Source organism: Micromonospora sp. CPCC 206061, from assembly GCF_036906915.1.
Lineage (GTDB): Bacteria > Actinomycetota > Actinomycetes > Mycobacteriales > Micromonosporaceae > Phytohabitans.
The window spans coordinates 36,226-57,963 of record NZ_JBAKHX010000007.1 but is presented as its reverse complement, the minus strand read 5'-3'; the positions used below and the strand labels follow the sequence as shown (position 1 = coordinate 57,963).

The 21,738-nt window shown below is 68.7% G+C and carries 30 protein-coding genes and 1 tRNA gene; 10 read left to right on the top strand and 21 right to left on the bottom strand.

Annotated features, from left to right (window positions below; all coding sequences use genetic code 11):
• Positions 1-5 precede the first annotated feature (5 nt).
• Complete coding sequence (locus V6V89_RS08290; RefSeq protein ID WP_334618399.1) at positions 6-335, bottom strand: translation initiation factor 2; 330 nt, start codon at positions 333-335, stop codon at positions 6-8.
• Positions 336-394: 59 nt separating this feature from the next.
• On the opposite strand from V6V89_RS08290, the gene V6V89_RS08285 reads away from it, so the two are divergent.
• Entirely contained in the window at positions 395-577 is a 183-nt protein-coding gene (locus tag V6V89_RS08285) for a hypothetical protein (RefSeq protein ID WP_442935099.1), read from the top strand.
• Between the two features lie 300 nt (positions 578-877).
• Here V6V89_RS08285 and V6V89_RS08280 read toward each other — a convergent pair whose 3' ends face one another.
• Complete coding sequence (locus tag V6V89_RS08280; RefSeq protein WP_334618397.1) at positions 878-1,396, bottom strand: hypothetical protein; 519 nt, start codon at positions 1,394-1,396, stop codon at positions 878-880.
• 277 nt (positions 1,397-1,673) lie between these two features.
• Between V6V89_RS08280 and V6V89_RS08275 the strand changes: the two genes are divergently transcribed.
• Positions 1,674-1,835 (top strand): hypothetical protein, encoded by a 162-nt coding sequence (locus tag V6V89_RS08275; RefSeq protein WP_334618512.1) that lies wholly within the window; start codon positions 1,674-1,676, stop codon positions 1,833-1,835.
• 235 nt (positions 1,836-2,070) lie between these two features.
• Here V6V89_RS08275 and V6V89_RS08265 read toward each other — a convergent pair whose 3' ends face one another.
• Complete coding sequence (locus V6V89_RS08265; protein WP_334618503.1) at positions 2,071-2,631, bottom strand: 5-formyltetrahydrofolate cyclo-ligase; 561 nt, start codon at positions 2,629-2,631, stop codon at positions 2,071-2,073.
• 93 nt (positions 2,632-2,724) lie between these two features.
• Between V6V89_RS08265 and V6V89_RS08260 the strand changes: the two genes are divergently transcribed.
• The 6 genes from V6V89_RS08260 (at position 2,725) to V6V89_RS08235 (ending at position 9,006) form a co-directional block, all read left to right on the top strand.
• Positions 2,725-4,773 carry a diguanylate cyclase gene (locus V6V89_RS08260; protein WP_334618396.1) on the top strand — a complete coding sequence of 683 codons (2,049 nt, stop codon included), beginning with the start codon at positions 2,725-2,727 and terminating at the stop codon, positions 4,771-4,773.
• A gap of 9 nt (positions 4,774-4,782) precedes the next feature.
• On the top strand, positions 4,783-5,715 hold the full coding sequence (locus V6V89_RS08255) for a UTP--glucose-1-phosphate uridylyltransferase (RefSeq protein WP_334618395.1): 933 nt from the start codon (positions 4,783-4,785) through the stop codon (positions 5,713-5,715).
• A 76-nt stretch (positions 5,716-5,791) separates the two neighbouring features.
• A complete protein-coding gene (locus V6V89_RS08250) occupies positions 5,792-7,072 on the top strand; it encodes a molybdopterin molybdotransferase MoeA (RefSeq protein ID WP_334618394.1) in 1,281 nt (426 codons plus the stop codon).
• On the top strand, positions 7,069-7,695 hold the full coding sequence (locus V6V89_RS08245) for a GNAT family N-acetyltransferase (RefSeq protein WP_334618393.1): 627 nt from the start codon (positions 7,069-7,071) through the stop codon (positions 7,693-7,695). The genes V6V89_RS08250 and V6V89_RS08245 overlap by 4 nt, the downstream gene beginning before the upstream one ends.
• 112 nt (positions 7,696-7,807) lie before the next feature.
• Positions 7,808-8,629 (top strand): divisome protein SepX/GlpR, encoded by an 822-nt coding sequence (sepX, locus tag V6V89_RS08240; RefSeq protein WP_334618502.1) that lies wholly within the window; start codon positions 7,808-7,810, stop codon positions 8,627-8,629.
• Positions 8,630-8,932: 303 nt separating this feature from the next.
• Positions 8,933-9,006: transfer RNA gene (locus V6V89_RS08235), tRNA-Ala, on the top strand.
• A gap of 63 nt (positions 9,007-9,069) precedes the next feature.
• On the opposite strand, the gene V6V89_RS08230 is transcribed toward V6V89_RS08235, so the two are convergent.
• The 17 genes from V6V89_RS08230 to V6V89_RS08150 all read right to left on the bottom strand — a co-directional run bounded on the left by V6V89_RS08230 (position 9,070) and on the right by V6V89_RS08150 (position 19,575).
• On the bottom strand, positions 9,070-10,326 hold the full coding sequence (locus tag V6V89_RS08230) for a tyrosine-type recombinase/integrase (protein ID WP_334618392.1): 1,257 nt from the start codon (positions 10,324-10,326) through the stop codon (positions 9,070-9,072).
• On the bottom strand, positions 10,313-10,513 hold the full coding sequence (locus V6V89_RS08225; protein ID WP_334618391.1) for a helix-turn-helix transcriptional regulator: 201 nt from the start codon (positions 10,511-10,513) through the stop codon (positions 10,313-10,315). The genes V6V89_RS08230 and V6V89_RS08225 overlap by 14 nt, the downstream gene beginning before the upstream one ends.
• On the bottom strand, positions 10,510-10,707 hold the full coding sequence (locus tag V6V89_RS08220; protein WP_334618390.1) for a hypothetical protein: 198 nt from the start codon (positions 10,705-10,707) through the stop codon (positions 10,510-10,512). Before V6V89_RS08220 ends, V6V89_RS08225 begins: the two co-directional genes overlap by 4 nt.
• A gap of 108 nt (positions 10,708-10,815) precedes the next feature.
• On the bottom strand, positions 10,816-12,435 hold the full coding sequence (locus V6V89_RS08215; RefSeq protein ID WP_334618389.1) for a replication initiator: 1,620 nt from the start codon (positions 12,433-12,435) through the stop codon (positions 10,816-10,818).
• Positions 12,432-13,271: a hypothetical protein gene (locus V6V89_RS08210; protein WP_334618388.1), complete on the bottom strand. Its 840-nt coding sequence runs from the start codon at positions 13,269-13,271 to the stop codon at positions 12,432-12,434. Before V6V89_RS08210 ends, V6V89_RS08215 begins: the two co-directional genes overlap by 4 nt.
• Complete coding sequence (locus V6V89_RS08205) at positions 13,268-13,654, bottom strand: hypothetical protein (protein ID WP_334618387.1); 387 nt, start codon at positions 13,652-13,654, stop codon at positions 13,268-13,270. Before V6V89_RS08205 ends, V6V89_RS08210 begins: the two co-directional genes overlap by 4 nt.
• 1 nt (position 13,655) lies before the next feature.
• Entirely contained in the window at positions 13,656-14,066 is a 411-nt protein-coding gene (locus V6V89_RS08200) for a DUF6197 family protein (RefSeq protein WP_334618386.1), read from the bottom strand.
• Positions 14,063-14,266, bottom strand: a complete 204-nt coding sequence (locus tag V6V89_RS08195; RefSeq protein WP_334618385.1) for a hypothetical protein — start codon at positions 14,264-14,266, stop codon at positions 14,063-14,065. The genes V6V89_RS08200 and V6V89_RS08195 overlap by 4 nt, the downstream gene beginning before the upstream one ends.
• Entirely contained in the window at positions 14,263-14,703 is a 441-nt protein-coding gene (locus V6V89_RS08190; protein ID WP_334618384.1) for a hypothetical protein, read from the bottom strand. Before V6V89_RS08190 ends, V6V89_RS08195 begins: the two co-directional genes overlap by 4 nt.
• Positions 14,700-14,966 carry a hypothetical protein gene (locus tag V6V89_RS08185; protein WP_334618383.1) on the bottom strand — a complete coding sequence of 89 codons (267 nt, stop codon included), beginning with the start codon at positions 14,964-14,966 and terminating at the stop codon, positions 14,700-14,702. The genes V6V89_RS08190 and V6V89_RS08185 overlap by 4 nt, the downstream gene beginning before the upstream one ends.
• Positions 14,963-15,316 (bottom strand): RRQRL motif-containing zinc-binding protein, encoded by a 354-nt coding sequence (locus tag V6V89_RS08180; RefSeq protein ID WP_334618501.1) that lies wholly within the window; start codon positions 15,314-15,316, stop codon positions 14,963-14,965. The genes V6V89_RS08185 and V6V89_RS08180 overlap by 4 nt, the downstream gene beginning before the upstream one ends.
• A 773-nt stretch (positions 15,317-16,089) precedes the next feature.
• Complete coding sequence (locus tag V6V89_RS08175) at positions 16,090-16,551, bottom strand: DUF6197 family protein (RefSeq protein ID WP_334618382.1); 462 nt, start codon at positions 16,549-16,551, stop codon at positions 16,090-16,092.
• A gap of 120 nt (positions 16,552-16,671) precedes the next feature.
• Positions 16,672-16,986, bottom strand: a complete 315-nt coding sequence (locus V6V89_RS08170; RefSeq protein WP_334618380.1) for a hypothetical protein — start codon at positions 16,984-16,986, stop codon at positions 16,672-16,674.
• A gap of 14 nt (positions 16,987-17,000) precedes the next feature.
• The gene (locus V6V89_RS08165; RefSeq protein WP_334618379.1) at positions 17,001-17,267 is read right to left on the bottom strand and encodes a hypothetical protein; all 267 of its coding nucleotides are present in this window, start codon (positions 17,265-17,267) and stop codon (positions 17,001-17,003) included.
• Complete coding sequence (locus V6V89_RS08160) at positions 17,264-18,124, bottom strand: FtsK/SpoIIIE domain-containing protein (RefSeq protein ID WP_334618378.1); 861 nt, start codon at positions 18,122-18,124, stop codon at positions 17,264-17,266. Before V6V89_RS08160 ends, V6V89_RS08165 begins: the two co-directional genes overlap by 4 nt.
• Positions 18,125-18,206: 82 nt before the next feature.
• A complete protein-coding gene (locus V6V89_RS08155; RefSeq protein WP_334618377.1) occupies positions 18,207-19,133 on the bottom strand; it encodes a hypothetical protein in 927 nt (308 codons plus the stop codon).
• Positions 19,134-19,248: 115 nt separating this feature from the next.
• Positions 19,249-19,575: a hypothetical protein gene (locus V6V89_RS08150; protein WP_334618376.1), complete on the bottom strand. Its 327-nt coding sequence runs from the start codon at positions 19,573-19,575 to the stop codon at positions 19,249-19,251.
• Between the two features lie 185 nt (positions 19,576-19,760).
• On the opposite strand from V6V89_RS08150, the gene V6V89_RS08145 reads away from it, so the two are divergent.
• Both V6V89_RS08145 and V6V89_RS08140 read left to right on the top strand, forming a co-directional pair.
• Positions 19,761-20,498, top strand: a complete 738-nt coding sequence (locus V6V89_RS08145; protein WP_334618375.1) for an XRE family transcriptional regulator — start codon at positions 19,761-19,763, stop codon at positions 20,496-20,498.
• Positions 20,468-20,977 (top strand): NUDIX hydrolase, encoded by a 510-nt coding sequence (locus tag V6V89_RS08140; protein WP_334618374.1) that lies wholly within the window; start codon positions 20,468-20,470, stop codon positions 20,975-20,977. The genes V6V89_RS08145 and V6V89_RS08140 overlap by 31 nt, the downstream gene beginning before the upstream one ends.
• Positions 20,978-20,981: 4 nt before the next feature.
• Here V6V89_RS08140 and V6V89_RS08135 read toward each other — a convergent pair whose 3' ends face one another.
• Positions 20,982-21,524, bottom strand: a complete 543-nt coding sequence (locus tag V6V89_RS08135) for an HD domain-containing protein (RefSeq protein ID WP_334618373.1) — start codon at positions 21,522-21,524, stop codon at positions 20,982-20,984.
• Between the last annotated feature and the right edge of the window lie 214 nt (positions 21,525-21,738).

The window sequence follows — 21,738 nt, the reverse complement described above, 5'->3', positions numbered from 1 at the left end:
GGCGCCTAGAAGAGCGCGCGGGAGCAGAGCAGGCAGGTCACGATGAGGAGCACGGCTCCGGCGATCATCCCGATCCCGTACGTGACCGTGCGGGCGCTCCGCTCCGCGGCCTCGATGCCGTGGAGGTCCTGCGCCGGCATCTGACGGGGGGCGGGCGGCTGCACCACCATGGGGGGCCGCCACCCCTTCGGGGGCTGCGGGCTGGCGGGCGGGCCCGCATAGCCGGGCTGCTCGGCCGCTTTTCCCAATTTCTCTGGTTCTGGCGAGGGCGGCTCGTCACCGTCGGGCCGCCGCCAGAACGCATCGGGGTCGGGGCCTCCATCGCGCGTCGTCACGGCCAATGACGCTACCAACCGGGGTGAGCGACCCACGCCGTTCACCTCCGCTGGGTACGCTGAACGGCGTGAGCAGGGTGGAATACGCGCGCGACGATTCCGATCGCGTCGTCGATCTGGAAGACGATGGCCCGCCGGTGTTGCCGGATCAGACCCGGGACGACACCGACCGAGGCTGGGGCGAGCGTTCGTACTCAAACGACGACCGCCTCCTCAACGACCGCCCACCCCACTGGTCCTAACCCACCCGTCGCCCCGGCCCGGCGCGCGCCTCTCCCGTCGATCAAGGGCAAAGCGCGTGCTTTGATCTCCGATCCACGTGCATCCGCCCTCGATCGATGCGAATCTCCTTGATCGGCGCCGCGGGACACGCCGATCGCGCTGCGCCTCGCCAGCCGGCACAGGTCGCCGGAACGTCGGGGAAAGCGCGGCCCGCGCCGACACCGCGCAACCGCTGCCACGCCCGTGCGAGGGTGCACGCGGCGACGGAAGAGCGGCGAGTCGTTCGACCGGCGCCGCCCGGTCATCCATCTCGACAGGCCCTAGCGGCGGACGATGATGCTGAAAGCGGTGCCCGGTCGGGCGCTGGCCGTCTTGCGCGCTTGAGCCGGGCCCAGGGCGAGCAGTAGCGCGCCCTCGTCGAGGGCCACCGCGAGCACCAGGGCGTCGGTCGCGAGCACGGCGGGCTGGCGCCCGCTGGCCAGCAGATCAACGCGGTCACCCGGGTGGACGAGCGCGAGCGCTGCCGGGTCGGCAAGCCGCACAGGCACCCCGACAGTGCCCGACGGCGGCGCGAGTCGGCTACTGCCAGGGGCCGAGTGGGCCGGCGCGGGCTCGCCGGGGCCGCGGGCGTCGGGCGTCCGGTCCGCGGAAGGCTGATCACCGCTGGCCGGCACGGGTGTGGACGCGCCCGAAACAGCGGGTGGGGGACAGGAGGGCTCGCCGGCGTAAAGCGCGGCGGCCGCGGTCAGCAGCAGCGCCGCGACGAGCATGAGGCGCAGCGTGGTGCGGGCCCGAGGCAGTCGCGGCCGGCGTACCGGGTCGAGTCGGGGTTCCCGCATGTCGGCAGGTTAGGCAACCCGACCACCGATCAGCGCTCGCTGAGCGCTGCCCTGTGGATAACCTGCCAGCCTGTGGATAACTCTGGCCGGGGAAGGCGTCCCGCGCGGGGCCACGTCGATCAAGGAGATCTGCATGGATCAAGGGCAAACGCACGCGGAAAAGAGATCAAAGCACGTGCGTTTGCCCTTGATCGACGGCAAGGGGCGCCAGGGGCGGCGAGGGGCGCCGTGGGCGGCAAGGGGCCGGGGCTAGGCGGCGGGGGCCGGCGCGGAGGACTTGGACGTCGAAGACGAGCTCGACGAGTCGGACGAGGACGAGCCCGACGACGAACCCGATGAGCCCGACGACGAGGTCGACGAGTCGGACGAGGACTTCGACGAAGACGACGAGGTCGAGGAGCTTGACGCCTTTTCCGCCGGGCGTGAGTCGGTGCGGTAGAAGCCCGAACCCTTGAACACCACTCCGACGGAGCCGAACAGCTTGCGCAACCGACCCTCGCACGCCGGGCACTCGGTCAACGGCTCGTCGGCGAAGGACTGCACCGCCTCGAGCTGGTGTCCGCATGCGGTGCAGGCGTACTGGTACGTGGGCACGGCTCCTCCTGAACCCTGAAACCTGGCACTCCACCTATCCGAGTGCTAATAGTGCGGCATGACCCCGGCCAGCGTCCAGTTCAGGCGGTGAACATCACCAACCCGTCACCCGGAGTGATCACCGCCCGCACTCGCTGGTCGTGTGCCTCGGCGGGCACCTCGTCGACGAGTTCGCCGTCGTGCAACAGTGCCACGGTCAGCCCGGTGGCCCGGGCCAGGGCCCGGTCGTACGAGCCGCCGCCCCGGCCAAGCCGCACGCCGCGCCGGTCGACGGCGACCGCCGGCACGACGACCAGCTCCGCCTCGGCCACCGCGTCGACGCCGTGCCGACGCCCGCTCGGCTCGCGCAGCCCTCGCGCGCCCGGGGTCAGCGAGGCGTGCCCGGCGTAGTCGGCCCAGTCGAGGTCCTGGTCGGGCAGGAGCACCGGCAGCAGCAGCCGCCCCTCGGGCCCCAACGCGCCGGCGAGTGCGTCGGGGAGCCCGGGTCCGCCCGGTTCCGCCCCGATCGGCACGTATCCGGCAACGCGGGCCGGCGCGTGTCCGCGTACAAGAGATGCCAGCTGAGCCAGGACGGACGCGGCTGCTTCTGCCAGCGACGATGCGGGCAGCGCCCGGCGGCGCGCGAGCAGCGCGGTGCGCATGGCTGCTTTTGATGAAAAATCCGACACGCCACACTCCTGCCACAAACGGCCCGCTGCCGCACTGCTGTGTCAGCATCCCATTGAGGAGGCGAAATGACGCTGCGCGGCCGGTTGACCACGGCGTTCCTCGCGGTGGTGCTCGGTCCGGTGCTGCTGGGGGCGTTCTTCGTGGGCGCCACCTTCGCCGCGACGAGCCGGGACCGGTCGGTCGAGCGCCTCGACCTCGCCGCGACCGCCGTGCGCACGTCGGTGGGCGCACTGTGCCAGCGGCTGCACGCGGCCGCCGACGCGGTCGCCCTCGCCGCGCCCGACCAGCGCGTCGCGGCCGCCAACCAGGTTGTCGCGCGCGGCCTCGCGGCCGCCGTTCGCTTCGACGCGTTCACGACGCCGGGCGCGCCCGCGCAGCCCTGGGCGGGCTGCGCGGATGCCGCGGCCGGCTACCAGGCGGTCGGCGCCCGCGTGGAGATCCGCGACACGACGGGCGCGGTGGTCGGTGTGGTCGAGGTGGCGGAAACGGTGGACGCGGCGTTCGTCGCGCGGCTCGCCGGCGCCGCTGGCGCGGCGATCACGCTGCGGGGCGGGAGTGCCCACACGACCGAGTCGCCCGAAGCACGCGCCGCCGTGCTCCAGGCTGCCGATCGAGTACGCGGAGACACCTCCACCAACACCGCTGGCGACCGCTACATCCGGCGCCTCGACCCCGCCCCCGGGCAGCCGCTGCCGCTCGTCCTCTCCGTCCCGCGCAGCGAACCGCAGGGGCTGTACGCGGTCCTCGTCGCCACCGTGATCCTCGCCGGCCTGGTCGCCGTGCTCGCCGCCTGGTGGCTTGCCCGCACGACCACGCGACCGCTCGCCGAACTCGGCGCGGCGGCCGACCGGGTGGCGGGCGGCGACCTGGCCGCGCGGGTGCCCGTGCGCGCGCACGACGAGGTGGGGCGGTTGGCGGCGACCTTCAACCGGATGACCCGCGAGACGCAGGCGTACGTGCAGGCGCTCACCGCCAGCCGGGATCAGTTGCGCGGGCACCTGGCCGTGCTCGGCGACACCATGTCGAGCACCCACGACCTGCAGCGCATCCTGCGGGTGCTGCTCCAGACCGCGCAGGCCGCCACCGGCGCGCACTCGGGCGTGGTGCTGCTGCTCGACCCGGCGACCGGGGTCCTGGCCGCGCAGTGCGCCGAAGGGCTCGACGACGACTGGGCCGAGCTGCGGGTGCTGCCCGGCAGTGGGCTGCTCGGCACGGTCGCCGCCACCGGCGAACCACGGCGCGGCCGGGTCGACCGCGACGGCCCACCGCTCGCCGACCACGAGCCGCGCTGCCGCACCTACATAGCGGTTCCGTTCGCCCGGCCCGCCCCGGTCGGCGACGTGGAACCGCCCGCGCTCGGCGTGCTGGCCCTCTACGACCGGCTCGGCTCGGACGAGTTCGACGACGCCGACCTCGTGACGCTGCGAACGTTCGCCGGGCAGGCGGCCGTCGCCGTCGAGAACGTGCGGGTGCACGAGGAGGCGCAGCGGCTCTCGCTGACCGACCCACTGACCGGCCTCTGGAATTACCGGTATCTGAAAGAGTCGATCCGGCGCGAGGTCGAACGGGCCACCCGGTTCGGGCGGATGCTGACCGTGCTCGCCCTCGACCTCGATCGCTTCAAGGAGGTCAACGACACGTACGGGCACGCGGCCGGCGACGCGGTGCTGGCCGAGTTCGCCCGGCGCGTGCGATCCGAGGTTCGCGAGGTTGACCTGGCGTTTCGGCAGGGCGGTGAGGAGTTCGTGGTGCTGCTCCCGGAGACCGACGCCCGCGGCGGCACGATCGTCGCCGAGCGGCTGGGCGCGTCCGTCAGGGAAGTCCCGGTGTCCATCGGCCCCGAGTCATCCATCGACGTCACGGTCTCCATTGGTATCGCCGTCTATCCCGACCACGGCGTCACCGGCGCCCAGGTGCTGGACGCCGCGGACGACGCGCTCTACGCCGCCAAGGCCGCAGGTCGCGACGGTTACCGAGTGGCGACCGGCGGTAAGCGGCCGCCGGCCCTGGAGATCGCGGTACCGGCCGGAGCGGCCTCGCCCGACGACGATCTTCCCCGAGCCGGCGGCGCGTCACCTGGGACTCAACCGCCGCGACAGGGCCGTGGCCGATAGTCTCGGCGCATGTCGGAGCACGCAGCCACCCCAGTCATCCCCGCAGGACGGCGTGCGGTCAAGGCCGTTATTCCCGCCGCCGGTTTGGCGACCCGGTTCCTCCCCGCTACCAAGGCCGTGCCCAAGGAACTGCTGCCGGTCGTCGACCGGCCGGTCCTCCAGTACATCGTGGAGGAGGCCGCCGCGGCGGGAATCGGTGACGTCCTGCTGATCACCGGCAGGGGCAAGACGTCGATGGTCGACCACTTCGACCGGCAGCCCTATCTGGAGTCGCGCCTCGAAGAGAAGGGCGACGCCGAGCGGCTCGCCGCCGTGCGCAAGCCCAGCGAGCTCGCCGAGATCTACACGTGCCGCCAGGGTGAGCCGCTCGGCCTCGGCCACGCCGTCGGGTGCGCCGAGTCGCATGTGGGCGACGCGCCGTTCGCGGTGATGCTCGGCGACGAGTTCGTCGACCTGGCCGAGCCGCTGCTGCCCCCGATGCTGGAGCTGCAGGCCCGCACCGGCGGCATCGTGCTGGCGTTCATGGAGGTCGAGCCCGAGGAGACCAAGCGGTACGGCATCGCCTCCGTCACCCCCGCCGAAGAGGGGCTCAGCGAGATCGGCGAGGTCGTCCGGGTCACCGGGCTCGTCGAAAAGCCCGCGCCGGCCGACGCTCCGAGCAACCTCGCGGTCCTCGGGCGCTACGTGCTGCCGGGGGACATCTTCGACGCGATCAAGCGCACCAAGCCGGGCAGCGGAAACGAGATCCAGTTGACCGACGCGATGGCGCTGCTGCTCGCCGAGGGCACGCCGGTGCACGGCATCGTGTATCGGGGCACGCGCTACGACACCGGGATGCCCCTCGGCTACCTGCAGGCGGTGGTGCAGCTCGCGTCTCAGCGCGACGACCTTGGCCCCGCGTTCCGCGAGTGGCTGACCGACTTTGTGGGGACCTTTACATGACATCCACGGCCGATGCTTGTAGGGGCGCTGCCGGCCGTTCTTTGCGGCCGCTCACGGTGATCCGCGAGGCCGTGACATGACGTCGACGGCCGATGCCGAGGCGGCCGCCAACGAGCTGACGCCGCTCGCTGACTACCTGGGCAGTGTGCTGCGCAGGCTGCGGGCGTTGCCCCCGCTCGACCTCGACATCACCCAGGCGTACGGCAACGTCCTCGCACAGGACGTGATCGCCGCACACGCCTACCCGGCGTTCGACCACGCGGCCGTCGACGGATACGCGGCGCGCTGGGAAGACGTGGCCGCCGCCTCGGCATCGCTCGACGGCGGCCGGGGCGGCGCGGTACGGCTCAACGTGGTCGGCGACCTGGGCGCCGCGAGCTGGCGCCCGGTACGCATCAACCCTGGCACCTGCTTCTCCGTGGCGGCGGGCGCACCACTGCCCGCCGCCGCCGACGTCGTGGTGCCGGTGGAGTGGACCGACCAGGGCATGGCCGCGGTCGAGATCTTCCGGGCGCCCAAACGCGGGTACGGCCTGCGTCGTGCCGGCGAGGAGCTGGTCGCCGGCACGGTGCTGGCACGCGCCGGCACCACCATCTCGCCGGCGCTGGTCGCGGTGTTCGCGGCGACCGGCGTTGGCCACATCGTCGTGCGTTCCAGCCCACGCGTCGTGGTCGTGGCGACCGGCGACGAGCTGGTCGACGTGGGCCGGGCGAGCCAGCCGGGCCAGGTGGTCGACGCCAACTCGCACGCCCTCACCGCCGCGGCGGTCGAGGCCGGCGCGCTCGCCTACCGGGTGGGCATCTGCGACGACGATCCCGAGGGGCTGCGGGGGCTCCTCGAGGATCAGACGCTGCGGGCCGACCTCATCGTCACGACCGGCGGCACCGGCACCGGGCCCGGCGACATGGTGCGGCGCATCCTGTCCAGGCGCGACGGTGCGGTCACGTTCCACGAGGTGGCGCTGTATCCCGGGACGACGCTGGGATTCGGTACGGTCGGTGGTGAGGAGGTGCCGATCGTGTGTCTGCCCGGTAACCCAGCCGCCGCGCTGATCGGCTTCGAGATGCTCGCCCGGCCCGCCATCCAACTGCTCGCCGGTGCCGACCCGGTGTTCCGGCCCAGCGTCCGCGCGCACCTGCTGGAGACCGTTTCGTCTCCGGCGGGGCTGCGCGAGTTCCGGCCCGCCCACGTCGCCGAGCGGCGCGGCGGGGGCTACACGGTCCAGCCGCTGCCCGGTGGGCCATACACGATGTCCGGCCTCGCCGAGGCGAACGGCCTGCTGGTGCTGGGCGAGCGGGTCACCAGCGCCGCGGCCGGGTCCACAGTCGACGTGCTCCTGCTGGACCGGCGACGATGAGCTTCTGGTCCGCGCCCGGGTGGCCCGCCGTACTCGCCGACGGGCAGGTGATGCTACGGCCGTACCGGCGTTCCGACGCCGCCGGCTGGGCCGAAGTGCGCCGCGCCAACGAGGCGTGGCTGGCACCGTGGGAGTCGTCGCCTCCAGGGCCGTGGGCCGAAGTGAACTCACCGAGCGCGTTCCGGTACGTATTCCGCGACCAGCAGCGGTCCGCCCGGCGCGGCGAGAGCATGCCGTTCGCGGTGTGCCTCAACGGCCGGCTCGTCGGGCACATCAACCTCGGCACGATCGTGCGGCGGGCATTCTGCTCCGCGTTCGTCGGATACTGGGTCGACTCCCGCGTCGCGGGCAAGGGCGTCATTCCGACGGCGATGGCACTGGCCGTCGATCACGCGTTCGGCCCTGGCGGCCTGCACCGCGTCGAGGTCAACATCCGGCCGGAAAACAAACCGTCCCGCCGGGTGGTGGAAAAGCTCGGATTCCGCGAAGAGGCCTACCATCCGCGATACATGCACATCGACGGCGGCTGGCGCGACCACATTGGATACGCGTTGACGGCTGAGGATGTCGCGGCCGACGGCGGCCTTCTGGCACGGTGGCACCGGGTGCGCGCAACGTCCTGACCTCGTCATTCGATGATCTTTATCGGTCCCGGACGGCGCGGCGCGCAATTTTCTCACTGAACCACTCGTAACCTCAGTTAACTGGGACAGCGGTGTGACGGGAGGGGTGAGGGTGCCGACCTCGGTGCTCCTCGCCGTCCTCGCCGCCGCCGGGTTGCTCGCACTCGCTCCGGCACTCGTCCGCCGGTACGACGCTACCGAGCGGCTGGTGGCGGAGCGGGCGCAGTCGACGGCTCGGGTGCTGGAGCGCCGCCGTCGACGCCGCACCGTGCCCGGCCCACGGCCAATCCGCGCCGGTCGTGCCCTCGTTGTCACCCTTCGGGCCAGCGCACCGGCCTCCGGTATCCCTGTCTCCGCCCTCCCTGTTTCGGGTGCTCCCGTGTCGGGCGTGCCCGTATCCGGTGCCCCCGTATCCGGGGTACCCGGCCGGCGCCCTTCGCGGTTGCGTTCGGTGCCCCGCCAGGCCCGCCGTCCGCGCCGTCGCCCACCGGTCCGGCGCCACACCCCGGCCGTATACCGCCGCCGGCGCGTGCTCGCCGCCCTGCTGCTGCTCAACCTGGTCGAACTCGTCGGCGTCGTCGTGGTCGGCCCCGGGTTCTGGATCGGCGTCTCGGTGACCGCGACCCTGCTGGGCGTGTACGTGGTGCACCTGCGCAACCGCGCCATCGAGGAGCGCCGGCGCCGGCGCCTGGAAGCCCGCGAAGCCGCCTGGCTAGCCGCCCGGCAGGCCGAGGTGCGTCGCGAGCAGGCTCGGCGGGCCGCGTCGCGGCGCGAGCACCAGCGCCGCCTGGCAGCACAGCGCGAAGCGGTACGTCGGGCCGCGATGGGCGTGGACGGCTCGCTGCCAGCCGCCTCGGTGTCGTACCGGCGAGCGGGCGGCCTGCGCGGCCGCGCCTACGAGGCCGGCCGCCCGGGCGCCGCTCACTCCGCGTAGCGCTCCCCGCGTACGCCGCGCACGCCGCGCACCGCTTGCGGCGGTGCCCGGCTCCGCCTCGCGTCCTCGCCGCGCCTCCTCGCGGTCGCGCCTCCTCGCGGTCGCGCCGCGCCGCGCGCCTCGCGCCGCGCCGATCAAGGGCAAATGCACGTGGTTGGATCTCTTTTCCGCGTGCGTTTGCCCTTGATCGATGCGAACTCCCTTGATCGGCGGGCGCTGGCGGCGCCGCGCCGGGATCTGATTCGCGGACCGGGCGGCGGACCTGTTAGCCTTGGCGCGGTTCGCCGGGCGTAGCCCGGCGGCGGGGCTGTGGCGCAGACCGGTAGCGCACCTCGTTCGCATCGAGGGGGTCAGGGGTTCAAATCCCCTCAGCTCCACCCATACAGGGCTTGACCAGCCAAAACGTGGTCAGAAGATCCACTAGTACATGTTGGTACAAGTCAGCTCTGATCTTGAAGCCCGCTCGCACCTTGGCGCTGGGCGTTGGCTGCGCGGAGCGCGGTGCTGACGACGTTGCGGCGGCGCTGCTTTTTGGGCCACCAGTGGACGTAGGTCTCCAGGGTGATGCGCAAGCTGGAGTGGCGTAGCGCCCGTTGCACGTCGGTGGGGTCAGCGCCGGCCGCGATGAGCGAGGTCGCGAAGTAGTGGCGCAGAGAGTGGAAGGTGCCCTCGGTGGGCCAGCCGGCGGCGACGCGCCATTTCTGCCACAGTTTCGACCAGTGCTGGTCGTGGATCGGTCGGTCTTGTTCGTCGGTAAATAGCAGGGCAACCGGGCGGCGTTTCACGGGTTTGCCGGGGTCGGGTGTGCCGCCGGTGATGTCGGGCAGCTCGACGGTGACGGGTGGATGGTTGCGGATGTGTTCGGCGAGGATGACGCCGACCTCGTCGTCCAGGTCGACGTCGCCGACGGAGCCGGCCTTGGGTGGGGAGAGGTAGAAGCCGTCGTACTTGGCTTTGTGGAAGCGCAGTTGTTGCACGACGTGGATCTCTCGGTGAAGGTAGTCGATGCAGCGGGTGCCTTCCTCGGTGCCGAGGACTTCGCCGAGTCGCATTCCTTCGCCAGCGCCGAGCCAGATGGCGGCGAGGTATTCGTCGGGGACGACGTCGACGAAGGCGAGCACGTCGTCATCGGTGGGTACCCATTTGGGGGCGCGGGAGAGGCCGCGCAGGATCGTGGAGAGCCGGACGGCCTTGCACGGGTTGTCCGGGATGACTTTGTCGATGACGGCCGCGTGCATGATGGCGTTGAACACGTCGAAGTAGGTCTTGATGGACGACTGGGCGGCATTGGCTTGCAGGAGCTTGGCGATCCATTCCAGGACGTGTGTGACGGTGATGGCCCGGATCGGCCGGTGGCCGAAGTGCGGGTAGTGGTGGTGGCGTAGCCGCGATTCGAGGTGGCGTTGGTATTCGAGGGCTTGCCCGATCTGCCGTGAGGTGCGCCATCGTTCGGCGTACTCGCGGAAGGTGAGACGTCGGGCGGACTGGTCGATTCGGGTTTCCTGGACGATGCCGGATCGGGCTTTGAGGTCCCAGTCTTCGGCGTCGGTCTTGCGTTCGAAGAACCGCGTTCGTGGTTCGCCTGCCGCGTCGAGGTACCGGACTCGCCAGCGTTTGCCCTGGCCGTGGCGTTTGGACCTGAGTCGTTCGCCGTTGGAGCCGCGCTTGGACAGAAACCACATGTCATCGACGGGCACGGCCGGCCTCCTGTTCGGAGAACCATGCGCGTACTTCGGCGGGGTCGTATCGCAGGTGCCGGCCGACTCGGCGGGCGGGTGGGCCGACGCGACGCTGCGACCACTTGTAGAGGGTGTCGGGCGATATCCGTAGGTACCGGGAGACGTCGTGGATGTCCCAGAGGGGTTCAACCGCTGTGGTGGTCATCGGTAGGCGTCTCCTTTCTCGTCAACGGTGAGGTAGGCGCTGACGTAGCCGACGCGGTCGGCGTGTCGGGTCTGGGTGCGGTAGGTGGCGGTGTCGCCGAGCAGTTGCTGGGCGTGGCGGGTGAGTTCGGCGATGAGGACCTGGGCGTGGTCGGGGGTGGGGATGATGCGGGCTTGCAGGATGGTTCGGTTCATGGATTCCTCCGGTTGGAAGGTGCTTGAGGTTTGGGCGCGGCGGGGCGGGCCGGGGGCGTGGGTTTCCTCTGTGGAGTTCTCAAGGAACGGTGCGTTGACACGTACGTGTCAAGCGGCCAGGGGTTGGCGGAGCGGGTGGGCATCGTGCCGGGCCTCGTCGTCGAGGGCGTCGCGGCCGGCTTGGCGTCGCTCCCGGGCTTGAGCGGCGGCGGTGTTGGCCAGGAGTGCGTCGCCAGTGGTGATCCAGCCGGTGGCGTGGTAGCCGAGTTGGTATATGACGAGTTTGGTTTGCTCGTCGTCCCAGGTTTCGGGGTGGCCTTGGGTGCGGCGCCAGATCGTGCGCTGCATGCGCAGGAAGCCGTACGTGACGGCGAAGGCGCGGGACTTGGTGGTGATGTGGCCGCCGTAGCCGTATTGGTGGGCGTGTCGGCGTAGCCGGCTCCAGTCGGGGTGTTCGCCGAGGTTCCAGGCGGCACGGATGAGTCGGCCCGCGTGGGTGGTGGGGTCGGCGTGCAGTTCGACGGTCAGGTCGGTGAGCCGGCGCAGGGTGGCCCCGGTGATGGAGGCGTCTTTGGTGGTGTATTTGGCGATGTAGCCGGCGACCTGGTTGACGTCGATGCTACTGCCGCCGGGGGCGTTGACGTGCTTGATGTCCAGGCCCTTGTTCGGGTCACCCCATCGGATGTGCCAGCCCCGGTCGCCGTTGGTGGGGTGCGGAGCCGACGTGTACGAGGTGGTGGCGAACGCGTCGCGGAGGGCGGCTTCGAACATGGGCCGGGTGATGATGTCCGGTGCTGGGACGATGGCGTCGGGGCAGTCGGGGTTGCGGCCGTCGAGGCGGATGAGGGCGTGGTAGTGGACCGCGCCCCGGGTTTGCATCTCGTAGACCTTGACGTACTTGCGGCGCAGCTCGACGCCGTGGATGCGGCCGAGGCGGTCGAGGTTGCGGTCGAGGCGGATGATGGTGCGCCGCCACAGTTCTGGGGCCTCGTGGTGCCACACGACGTGGCCCACATGGTCGTAGCAGTCCAGGCACAGCGGCTGTCCGAGCCGGGAGTCGCCGGCGGCGTGGCGTTGGCGGCAGCGCATCTCGACACCGTGCGGGCAGGTGCGGCCGAACGGGTGGCAAAGCTGGGGGCGGCAGGTGCAGCCGTCTTTGCGTCGACAGTCGCTGGCGTGGACCTTGACGACACGGTGGTGGACCGGGCCGAACGAAGGGGCGGTGACGGTGAGGAAGATGGCGATGTGCTCGTGCAGCGGCGGTAGTCCCCACCGGTCGCCGACGAGGCCGGCTTTGATCAGGTGGTAGGTGTCCCGCCGGTAGACCTCCGCGCAGGAGGGGCAGACGGAGGCGCGGCGGTTGCCGCATGGGGTGTAGATGGCGCCGTCGGGCATGTCCTCGGTGTCCACGGTGGCCAGGCGCTGCCCGTCGGCGTTGTTGACGTGGATCTGCCCGGCCAGGCGGATCGGGTGCCGGCAGGACGCGGCGGCCTTGACGTGAGACAGCCACTCGGGATAGTCGGGAGACGAGCCACGGTTGATGGCGGTGGCGACGGTGGCGGGGGAGTGTCCGTGCACGTATCCGACGGCCGGGTTGGTCGGGCCGGTGGGGGTGGCCCACGGCCAGTAGCCGCCGTTGTCAGGGGTGTCGGTGGGTTCGGCGGATGCTCCCGCGCCCGAAACCCTTGTGGGGGTTTCGGGTACGAGAGGAAGCGTCGAAGCGCTCACCTAGTGACTCCTGTCGAGGTTCCGTTGTGCGGACCCGGGTTGATGGAAGGTTCGGGGTAAAGCAGGGTGAGGATGTCTCGGGCGGTGGCGGTGGGTACTTGGAGTCGGACCGCGAGTTGCCCGGGGTTGATGCGTTCACCGGTGGCCTGTTCGTGGCTGTTGGCGAAGAGCCTGGCGTGAGGCAGTCGGGCCACGACCGTCTGATCCAGCCGGGCTGGCGGGTCGGTGGGCTCATCCGGTTTGGCGGGCATGGGCTCCGGTACTGCGGGGCTTTCGGTCTGCTTCGGCTCTGTCTGGTGTGGTGTGTCGTCTGTTTCAACCGGGGTGGCCGTGGTCGTGGGTGAGGCTTCCGGGTGGACCGGCGCGGGGGCGGTGTCCTGGTTGGACGTTGCCGGGGCGTCGGTGGCCGGGGAGGGTGCCTGGACCGGGTTGGTGGGCCGGGTTGTGGTGAAGACGAGCTTGGACAGGGCAAAGAAGGCCAGGGCGGGCAGTGCGGAGACCATCCAGCCGAACACGGTGGGCTGTGCGACCGCGAGCTGGGCGGTCAGGGACAGGCCGACCGCTATCACGAGCAGGAACATCGGGTAGCCGATCGGGCTACCGGTGCGGCGCCGCCGGGCGATGACGATCAGCGCGGCGGTGGGGATGAGTTCGGTGATGACGGCGTTTGCCCAGCCGAACCAGTCACCCGTGTCGCCGGGGCTGTTTTGCATGGTCCAGTCGTGGACGTGGGTAAACGATGCTGCGCCGGCCATGACGCCGACGAAGAGCACGATGATGACGAGAATGCTGTCTTGGAACCGCTGTGCGGTGGTCGGCCGGTTGGTATCGGTCATGGGATGACCTCCGGCGGCATCGGGCGGGCAAAGCCGGTGGAGCCCAGGACATTGCCGTCCAGGTCGCGGACGGTGCCGTGCGGGACCAGCAGGTCGTCACGGTAGGGGTGGGCCAGAGCGACCGGTCGGGAGACGATGTACCAGGTGCCGGCCGTCGCGGCGGGCAGGGGGCTACTGTTGTCGCCGCCGAACCGAATCCGGTAGACGGGGATGTCGGTGTCGACGTAGTTGTCGAAGCCGAGGATGGTTTCGCCGAGACGAGCCGGCGGGTAGTCGGTGCACGGGGCGATGACCCGAACAGGGGCGGTGCTGCCCGGGGTGATCCGCGCCGGGGTGCGGACTGGGTAGATGTGCATCGCGTGCGGGGTCAGGTTGACCAACATGTCAGCGTCCCTTCTGGACAGCGGATTCGTAGGTGTCGGCCGTGTTGTTGAGAACGGTGATGACGTGTGCGGCGGTCTGGCCAGCGTTGTCGTCCCAGATGGCGTCGTTCCAGTCGCCGATGTAGATGCGGCCGCCTAGGTGCTTTTCGAGGGCGGACCGTGCCTTGCGGTAGCGGTCGACTTCGGCTTCGCCGTAGTGGTTGGTGTCTTCGAATGGGGTGACGGCGAGTTGGCCGTAGGCGGCGATGAGGATGGCGCCGAGGGCGCAGGCGCGCGGTGTGGGGTTGGTGTAGTCGTCGTAGAGGTGGTTGCGGAGCCAGCCGTGGTCGGCCAGGTAGCGGGCGGCGTTACGCAGCACGTCGGGGACGGTGCTGGCCTTGTAGGCGGCGAGGGCAGTTGCGGATGTGGTCATGTCAGCGTCCTTTCTCGACGGTCGACGCCCACGCCGTGGGCTTGGGTAGGGGCTTTCTCCTCGCAGGTTTTGTGGCAGGGCTCCCCGGTGGCGGGGTGCCGTAGCAGTGCGAGGGTTCGGCAGTGCCGGCAGGGTGCGAGCGGGCCGATGGTGGCCAGTGGTGCGCCGTTGCGGCCGGACCAGTCCAGGACGACGGTCATGGGGCGACCTCCGGCGGGAGGGGGCGGGCGGTAGAGCCGGTGCGGGGTTGGATGCCGCACATGGGGCAGCGGCGGGATGCGCCGCCTTGCCGTTTGAGGGCGCGTTCGAGGTCGCGGGTGCCGGTCCAGGTGCGGGCCAGTTGCCAGCCGATGCCGGCGTGTTTGATGACCGTCATGAGTCGTGCGCCGCGTCCAGCGGCGTGTTCGTTGAGGCGACGGTCCAGGTTGGAGGCCCAGCCGCAGTAGTGGCGGGCGTGACCGTAGGGGCGTTCGAAGTGCAGCAGGTACACGGTGCCGATCCGTGCCGGAAGCTCGGCGGCCGCCTGTGCTGCCTGAGCGAACGCGGTGGTGAGGTCAGCGTCCGTGGTGAACGACAGAAAGGGCGTGAAGTCCTCCTCGTAGACGGGGAGAACGACAGACGTTGCGGAGGTGGTCATGACGCCTCCTCCTGCCCGAAGGGGAGGAGGCCGATGATGCCGGCGCAGCGGCCGCATAGCTCAGTGCTGTAGCCGAGGTTGTAGAGAGCGTCGATGAGGATTTCGATGACGTAGCCGGCGCTAGCGGGGAAGACGGCGGTGCCGTCACAGCTTCGGCAGGTGGTGCAGCAGTCGGGGCAGGCCCGGTAGACAGGGCCGAAGATGGGGTGAATGCCGGTGGGCATCATGCCGTCGACGCATAGGAAGCAGGCCCGGACCTTCATCGGGTCACCTCCTGCGGTTCGCAGTCGAGGCATGCGCCGGTGCGGCGGGGGATGTAGTAGTTCTTGACCTGCTCGCAGGTTGGGCAGGTGCGGCGGGCGGTCAGGGCCCGGTCGAGGGCGGCGAGTTGCGCCGGGGTGGCCTGCCGTTTAGGTAGGGCGAGGTCGATGCGGTAGAGGTAGGCGCAGCGCTTACCGCGACGCCAGAGTATTTGCGCGGTGATGTCTTGCCCACCAGGGCGCAGCCCACGCTTGCGGAGCTGCCGCACGGTGGCTAGGCCATCGGGCGCCATCTTGTAGGGGTAGGTGGGCAGGCCGTACTTGACGCCGGTGGGGTCGTAGAAGACGACCATTTCGTCCTCCTCATCGGACAGTCCGGCCCCGTTTCCCGGGCCGCTTTCGGTGCCGGGGAACGGGTTCGCGGCCGTGTACTGGTCGCGGTCGAACTCTTCGGGGAGGAACCAGGTGCGGCAGGTGCCGCAGCCGACCGGGCCTTCATCTAGGACGGTCGGAGCGATCCGGATTTTGCGGGGGCATTCGCACTCGCACGGGATCGGGTTGTTGTTGTTCGTCCGCCCTTTGGCGGTGCCAATCGGTTCGGGGTGGCGGAACGCGCCCAGCACCTCAGACAGCCGGGTGATTACCGGGGCGTAGTGGGCGGTGGTGTCGGGGTTGAGGGTGCAGGGTGAGTAGCCGAGCTTGTCGTCTTTGGTGGCGGTCATGCCGAGCTCGGCGGCGAGGGTGGCGAAGTGTTTGTTGTGCCAGCGGCCCTGCCGTGAGGTGTCCTTGACGCCGCGTGCGGCGGCCAGGCCGTGGGTGGCCTCGTGCAGCAGGGTGGTGAACACCTTGTCCGGTTCGCGGGCCAGGCCCTCACCGGAGACGAGTACCTCGGGCAGTTGAGTGTCGCCGTGCTGCCAGCGCAGGTCGGCGAAGTGGCCCCACTTGAGGTTCTGGCTGGCTTTGGCCGGGGAGCCGGAGCCGACCACGATCACAGCGGCGGGGACTTCCGGGTGCCGGGTACGGATGGCGGACCAGGCGTGTTCGAGCGCGCCGAGTAGCGCGGCGGTGGTGAAGTCCGACGGTTGTTGACACGTACGTGTCAGGTTGGTGATCTCCGTAGAGGTGGTCATCGGGCACCACCCGTGCCGGTGGTGGTGTGGAGGCGGTCGTAGTGGTCGGCGGCCGCGCGGAGCACGTCGACGACGGTGGTCACGGTCTGGCCGTGTTCGTCGTTCCAGTCGCCGACGTAGTTGAAGTAGGCCCAGTGGTCTTCGAGGTCGCGGTGGTCGACCGGCTCGTAGACGTTGTCTTCCAGGTAGAAGGCCAGCAGCTTGATAGCGGCGGTCACCTCAGCGGCCTGAGTGCCGGTGTAGGAGGGGTTAGTGGTGCCGCACACGGCCATCCGGATCGCGCCGGTGGCGCAGGCCGCAGGAAAGGGCTGGTCGAGGTCGGCGAACATGTCGCCCTGGTGCCAGCCGTGCCGCTCCAGGTAGAGAGCGGCGCCGCGCAGCAGGTCGGCCGGGGTGGTCCACGGCGGCGGCGCGGTGTCGGTGCTGTTGGTGTGGATCGGGTTGTGGGTAGGGTTCATGGTGGCCACGTCCTTTCGTGGGCGTTGGTCGGGGCCGGCGGGCCGGGCAGCTTTCCTAGGGCGTGGTCCGGTTCGCCGGTTGTCCTATGTGGTTGATCGATGTCACCTAAGGCCGGATCGTTAGGCGCGGCCGTCACGGCGCGCGATCGCGGTGGCGTAGTTCTTTGGCGTGATGCCGTCGACGCCGGGGTCGGTCCAGGTGTGGGTGATGTCGGCGTAGTCGTTGGTGTCGTAGGAGCCGCACACGCAGGCGTGGGATAGGCGGCGCAGGGTGCCGTCGCCGATGGGCCGGTAGAAGCTGACCGGGTTGGCGTAGGTGTCGGTGAGGTGGTTGGTTTCCGCCCACTGGGCGTACTCGTCAGGGGTGAAGATGTGCGCGCCGAGGTCTTCGTCGGCGTCCCAGACAGCGATGATCTGCTTGTCGTTGGTGTCCATCGCGGGCGCTCCTCTCAACGGATTGGCGTGAAGGTTCGGTGTCCCTGACGGCGGCAGCGGATGCAGGTGCCGGTGTCGATGCGGTAGTGCTTGGGCTTGACCCAGCGGCGGCAGGCCGGGCAGTGCACGGCCAGGACGTTTCCGGTCCGCCGGTTGTAGCTGCCGTGGACGGTGGCCGTCAGGCGGCGGTAGGTGTCTCCGGCGGCGCGGACGACGCCCAGGACGGTGAGTCGGCGGGTGGCAGTACTTGACTGGCTCGTGGGTGCGGTGGTGGTGGTCATGCGGCCATCTCCCATTCGTTCGGGTCGGGTTTGGGTCGGCGGATGTAGGCGGCGTAGTCGGCGAGGCGGATGATGTCGGCGTCGGTGAGGTAGGCGGCTTTGACACGGTTGGGGGTGCCGCCTTCGGCGATGAGGTAGCCCTCGCCCTGGTTGTTGGGGTCGATGGAATTGGCGGTGAAGCCGCGGGCGTACCAGCCGTGGCCGAGGACGATGTCGCTAGAGACGTCGTTGGTGGTGCGGCCGGCGAACCGCCAAGCGAACAGGTCACGCAGCGAGGGCGGGATGATGTCCGAGGAAGGGCGTTGGGTGGCGGCAGCGACGATGATGCCGACGGCGCGTCCTCGGGCGACGATGTCGCGTAGCAGCGCGGAGAACAGTTCTTGTTCCTTCTTGTCTCCGGCAGTGGCGGAGAAGTAGGCGATCTCGTCGCAGGCGACGAGGATTTGCCCGAACACGTCATTGGGGCCGATTTTGCGGCGGCGGTGGGCTTTGAGGTAGGCGTACCGGTTGTCCATCACCGTTTGCACCCGGCGCAGGGTGGTGATGGCGCGAATGATGGCTGGGCCGACGAACACGTCGGCGGCGTTCTCCCACAGCCCGAGTTCGACTTGCTTGCCGTCCAGCAGGCAGAGCCGGACGTCGGGGCAGAGGGCGGCATGAGCGACGATGGTGTTCAACAGGCTGGACTTGCCGGAGCCGGGTTCGCCGCCGATGAGGATGTTGCGGTAGATCATCGGCAGATAGACGGGGTGGCCGTATTCGTCGATGCCGAGGTAGACGGGGTCGAAGATGGATAGCAGCGGCCCGACCGGTACCCGGTCAACGCCGCGAGGGTCGAGCGGGGTGTCGGTGTTCATGATGTGTGTGCTCCAGGATTTGGGGTGGGCGCGAGCACTGTTGTCCTGTATGGACTTGGCTCGCGCCGACCCATCTATGTGGTTAGGCGTAGTCCGAGGGATCGAACTCGGAGGAGGGTGCGGGTTGCGGGTTTCGCGGAGCGCGGGTGCGTGCGCCGTCCGGGGTAGGGACGGGGACCGTCTCGGGCACTTCCGCCAGATCGAGACCTAGCGGTGGCGTGGCCGGGGAGACGGGTGCGGTGGCCGGGATGTCATCGGGGACGATGTCCGGCAGGGGTGAGGTGACGGTGCGGGCCAGGGGTTCGCGGCGGGTGATGTCGATCCGGATCAGTGCCGCGTAGCGGCGGCCTTCCCGCATGACGCGAACTTCGTTGGCCCAGCAGGCAACGGCCAGCTTGTGGGTTTGCCCTTCGGCTTCCAGGTCCTTGATGGACAGTCCGGGGCGCAGCCACACCCAGACCCGTTCGCCGGCCGGGGTCGGCTTGGCAAGCAGGATCAACGGTGTGGTGCCGTCCCGGTCGGTGCGGATCAGCTTCGCGAAGCACAGCCGCAGTCGGTGCCGCACGATCAGGCACCACGAGACGGCGACGATCCGACGCCGGACCGGACCCACCACGGCGGGCACGCCCACGACCAGGGCGACGACCAGCAGCGACACCCACAGTGGGGTGGCCTGTATGAGAGTCGTCCAGGCGCACACGAACCCGACCGACAGCAGGATCTCTGCGGCCCAGTGCCACAGCACCCGCAGGACCGGCCACACGATCAGGAACAGCGCGACAACCGCGCCGCACAGGATGCCCAGCAGCAGACCGAGCAGGAACCCGAGGATCGGGTGAACGTACTCGGAGATGACGATGCCGGACAGCAGCGTGACCACCGGGATCACGACGAAGAACGCAATGATGGCCCGGCGCATGAACGAGCGGGCAACCGGTGCTTCGATGAGGGTGACCGATCCCTGACGGTTCGACAGGCCGAACCTGGACCGGCGGATAGACTTCAACACGACAGGTCTCTCCCTTTTCGCAGGGGGTGAGGGCTGTTGGTGGAAGGACCGGGGTCGCAGGGACGCCAATCACTGGCGACCCCGGGTCCGTTTCCGTTGAGAGCGTGACCAGGGCCTACTTGGCCGGGGTCAGCGCCCGAAGCTCAGTCGCGCGGAACGCGACACCCGAACGGACCTTGCCGTCACGGTCGTTCGCCCAGGGCATGGCCTCCAGCTCGACCGGCACGAGGAGCTGCCCCACCGTGATGTCCGGCTTGATCTCGGACACCACCGTGATGTTCAGCATCTCCCCGCCCCGCTCGTCCAGGGCCATCACCTGAACCGTCCACATCGGAAGGTTCGTCATCCGGTCGAACTTCTGCTTGTTCCCGTTGTCCAGCTTCGGACCAGGGTTCGTGGTAGCCGTGAACTGCACGTTCTCGGTGTTCACCAACAGACGCATAGCGATCTCCTCTAACAGGGGCGCGTCCACCTTGGACGACTGCCCGTGTGACCCGAGCCGATCGGCTCGTGGTTCAAGGAGACATCGAGGGGAGTGACGCTAAAAGCCCTTCCCGGTGACGCCTGGGACGTTTATACTCATAAAAACGTCCCCGCCTTTCCTAAATCCTCTTGGCAGGAGCTGCCATGGCTAACGAGCGTCTGCGAGCCGCGATGGACCGCGCCGGCGTGTCGGTCACCGAGCTGGCCACCTACACCGAGAACGACGCGAAGACCGTTGGCCGATGGCTTGGGGGCCGCGTCCCCCATCCCCGGACCCGCTTCAAGGTTGCCAAGCGCTTGAGGGAGGACGAGGAGTTCCTGTGGCCCGGAGCGAACAGGCCGGCCTCAGGTGATTCGGACGCCGCCGGCATCGTCCAGTTCTACGCGAACCGCGGACTCATCCCACCAACACTGTGGGATCGGCTGTTTGAACAAGCCACGGTGGAAATCGGAATCCTCGTGTACGTCGGTATGTTCCTCACCGAAAAGCCGAAATTGTTGCCACAGCTTCGAGCCAAGGCGCAGGCCGGGACCCGGATACGGCTGATATTCGGGGAGGTGGGGTGCCCTGCGGTCATCCAACGCAGCACAGACGAGAACATTGGTCGGAACACCATATCGGCGAAAATCGAGCATGCGCTTTCATACTTCAAGCTGCTGGATGGCCAGCCTGGCGTCGAGATTCGCACTCATGACACAGTTCTCTACAACTCGATTTACATCTTTGACCGCGACATGATCGTAAACCCACATGTCTACGGCAAGACTGCCCCACACGCCCCAGCCTTGCATCTGCGGCGGACAGGGCTAGACGACCCGTTCGACACGTACGCCAGCAGCTTCGAGCATGTGTGGCAGACCGCCAAGCCGGCTTTCACCTAAGGACTGATGTGGGTAAGACTGACTATCTAAACGACCCAAACGCTCCGCGAGCCAACTCTCTCGTTGTGGCCGTTACAGCTGTAGTGAGAGATGATGCCGGACGTGTCCTACTGGTCAGGCGGTCGGACAACGACTATTGGGCGCTTCCTGGCGGTGCTCAGGATATCGGTGAGTCAACATCCGAAGCAGTCATGCGCGAAGTCTTGGAAGAGACCGGCATCGCGGTGGAGGTGATCGGGATATCCGGTGTTTACTCTGACCCTGGGCACGTCATTGCCTACGATGACGGCGAGGTACGTCAGGAGTTTTCTATATGCTTCCGAGCACGACCAGTCGGTGGCCAACTACGCTCAAGCCCTGAATCGAAGTCAACGGCATGGATAGTACCTGCCGATCTGGAGTCCCTCTTCATTCATCCGTCGATGCGACTCCGAATCCAGCACGGCATTGAACAACGAAGTAGCCCTTACATTGGGTGAGCGATTACAGCCCTCGAAGCCTTTCTTCGGTTCGCGCTACCGCTGCCGCCAACTCCGGTTCAGCACTAGTGATGAACCGTGAAACTATACTACCGGCTCCGTAACGAAGTTGGATTTCCGCGATCCTGCTACGGAAGTCAGTTGGCTCACCGGTGGGTGTCGTTGTTAAGTCACAAGCCCACAACGCATCTCTGACTGGCCCCTCCTCATCGTGGTAGGCCGCCAATTGGTCCTCCAAGCCGCGAAGCTCCGCCTCCTTCACGGCACATGAGTGATGTGCTATTAGGTGAACGATCCTTTCTGGAGCCCCAAGCTTTTGGAGATGGTATGCACCGTCGAGAGGGTGAAACCCGGTAATCGCGAGGTCTGGCGCGTATCCGACATCGTGAAGAATCGCGGCGGCTTCCAGAAGTTCAGCATCAGTACCCACCGCCGCCGCTAGAGATCGTGCCTTTCTGGCTACTCCCTGAACATGCGCCCACCGCGTTGGCAACGTGACCGATAGTTCGCTCTCGGAAATTTCGTAAGCCCAGGTGACCAGAGACATGAAAAGACGATAGCGCCTCGCGTGCAGGACCGCGATGGGGTAAACATCGAGTTGCATGATTTGAGGGCGAACCGCAGTCGACTCTGTGAGAACTTTCTATACGGGTTCAAGGCGGCCCGCGATGCGGGCCGCTCGCGCCGCCGACCAGGGCCGACCGCAAGGGTCGCGCCGCTCGCCTTAGGCCTTCGGCCACGGCGGCGGCGTTCCAGCCCGC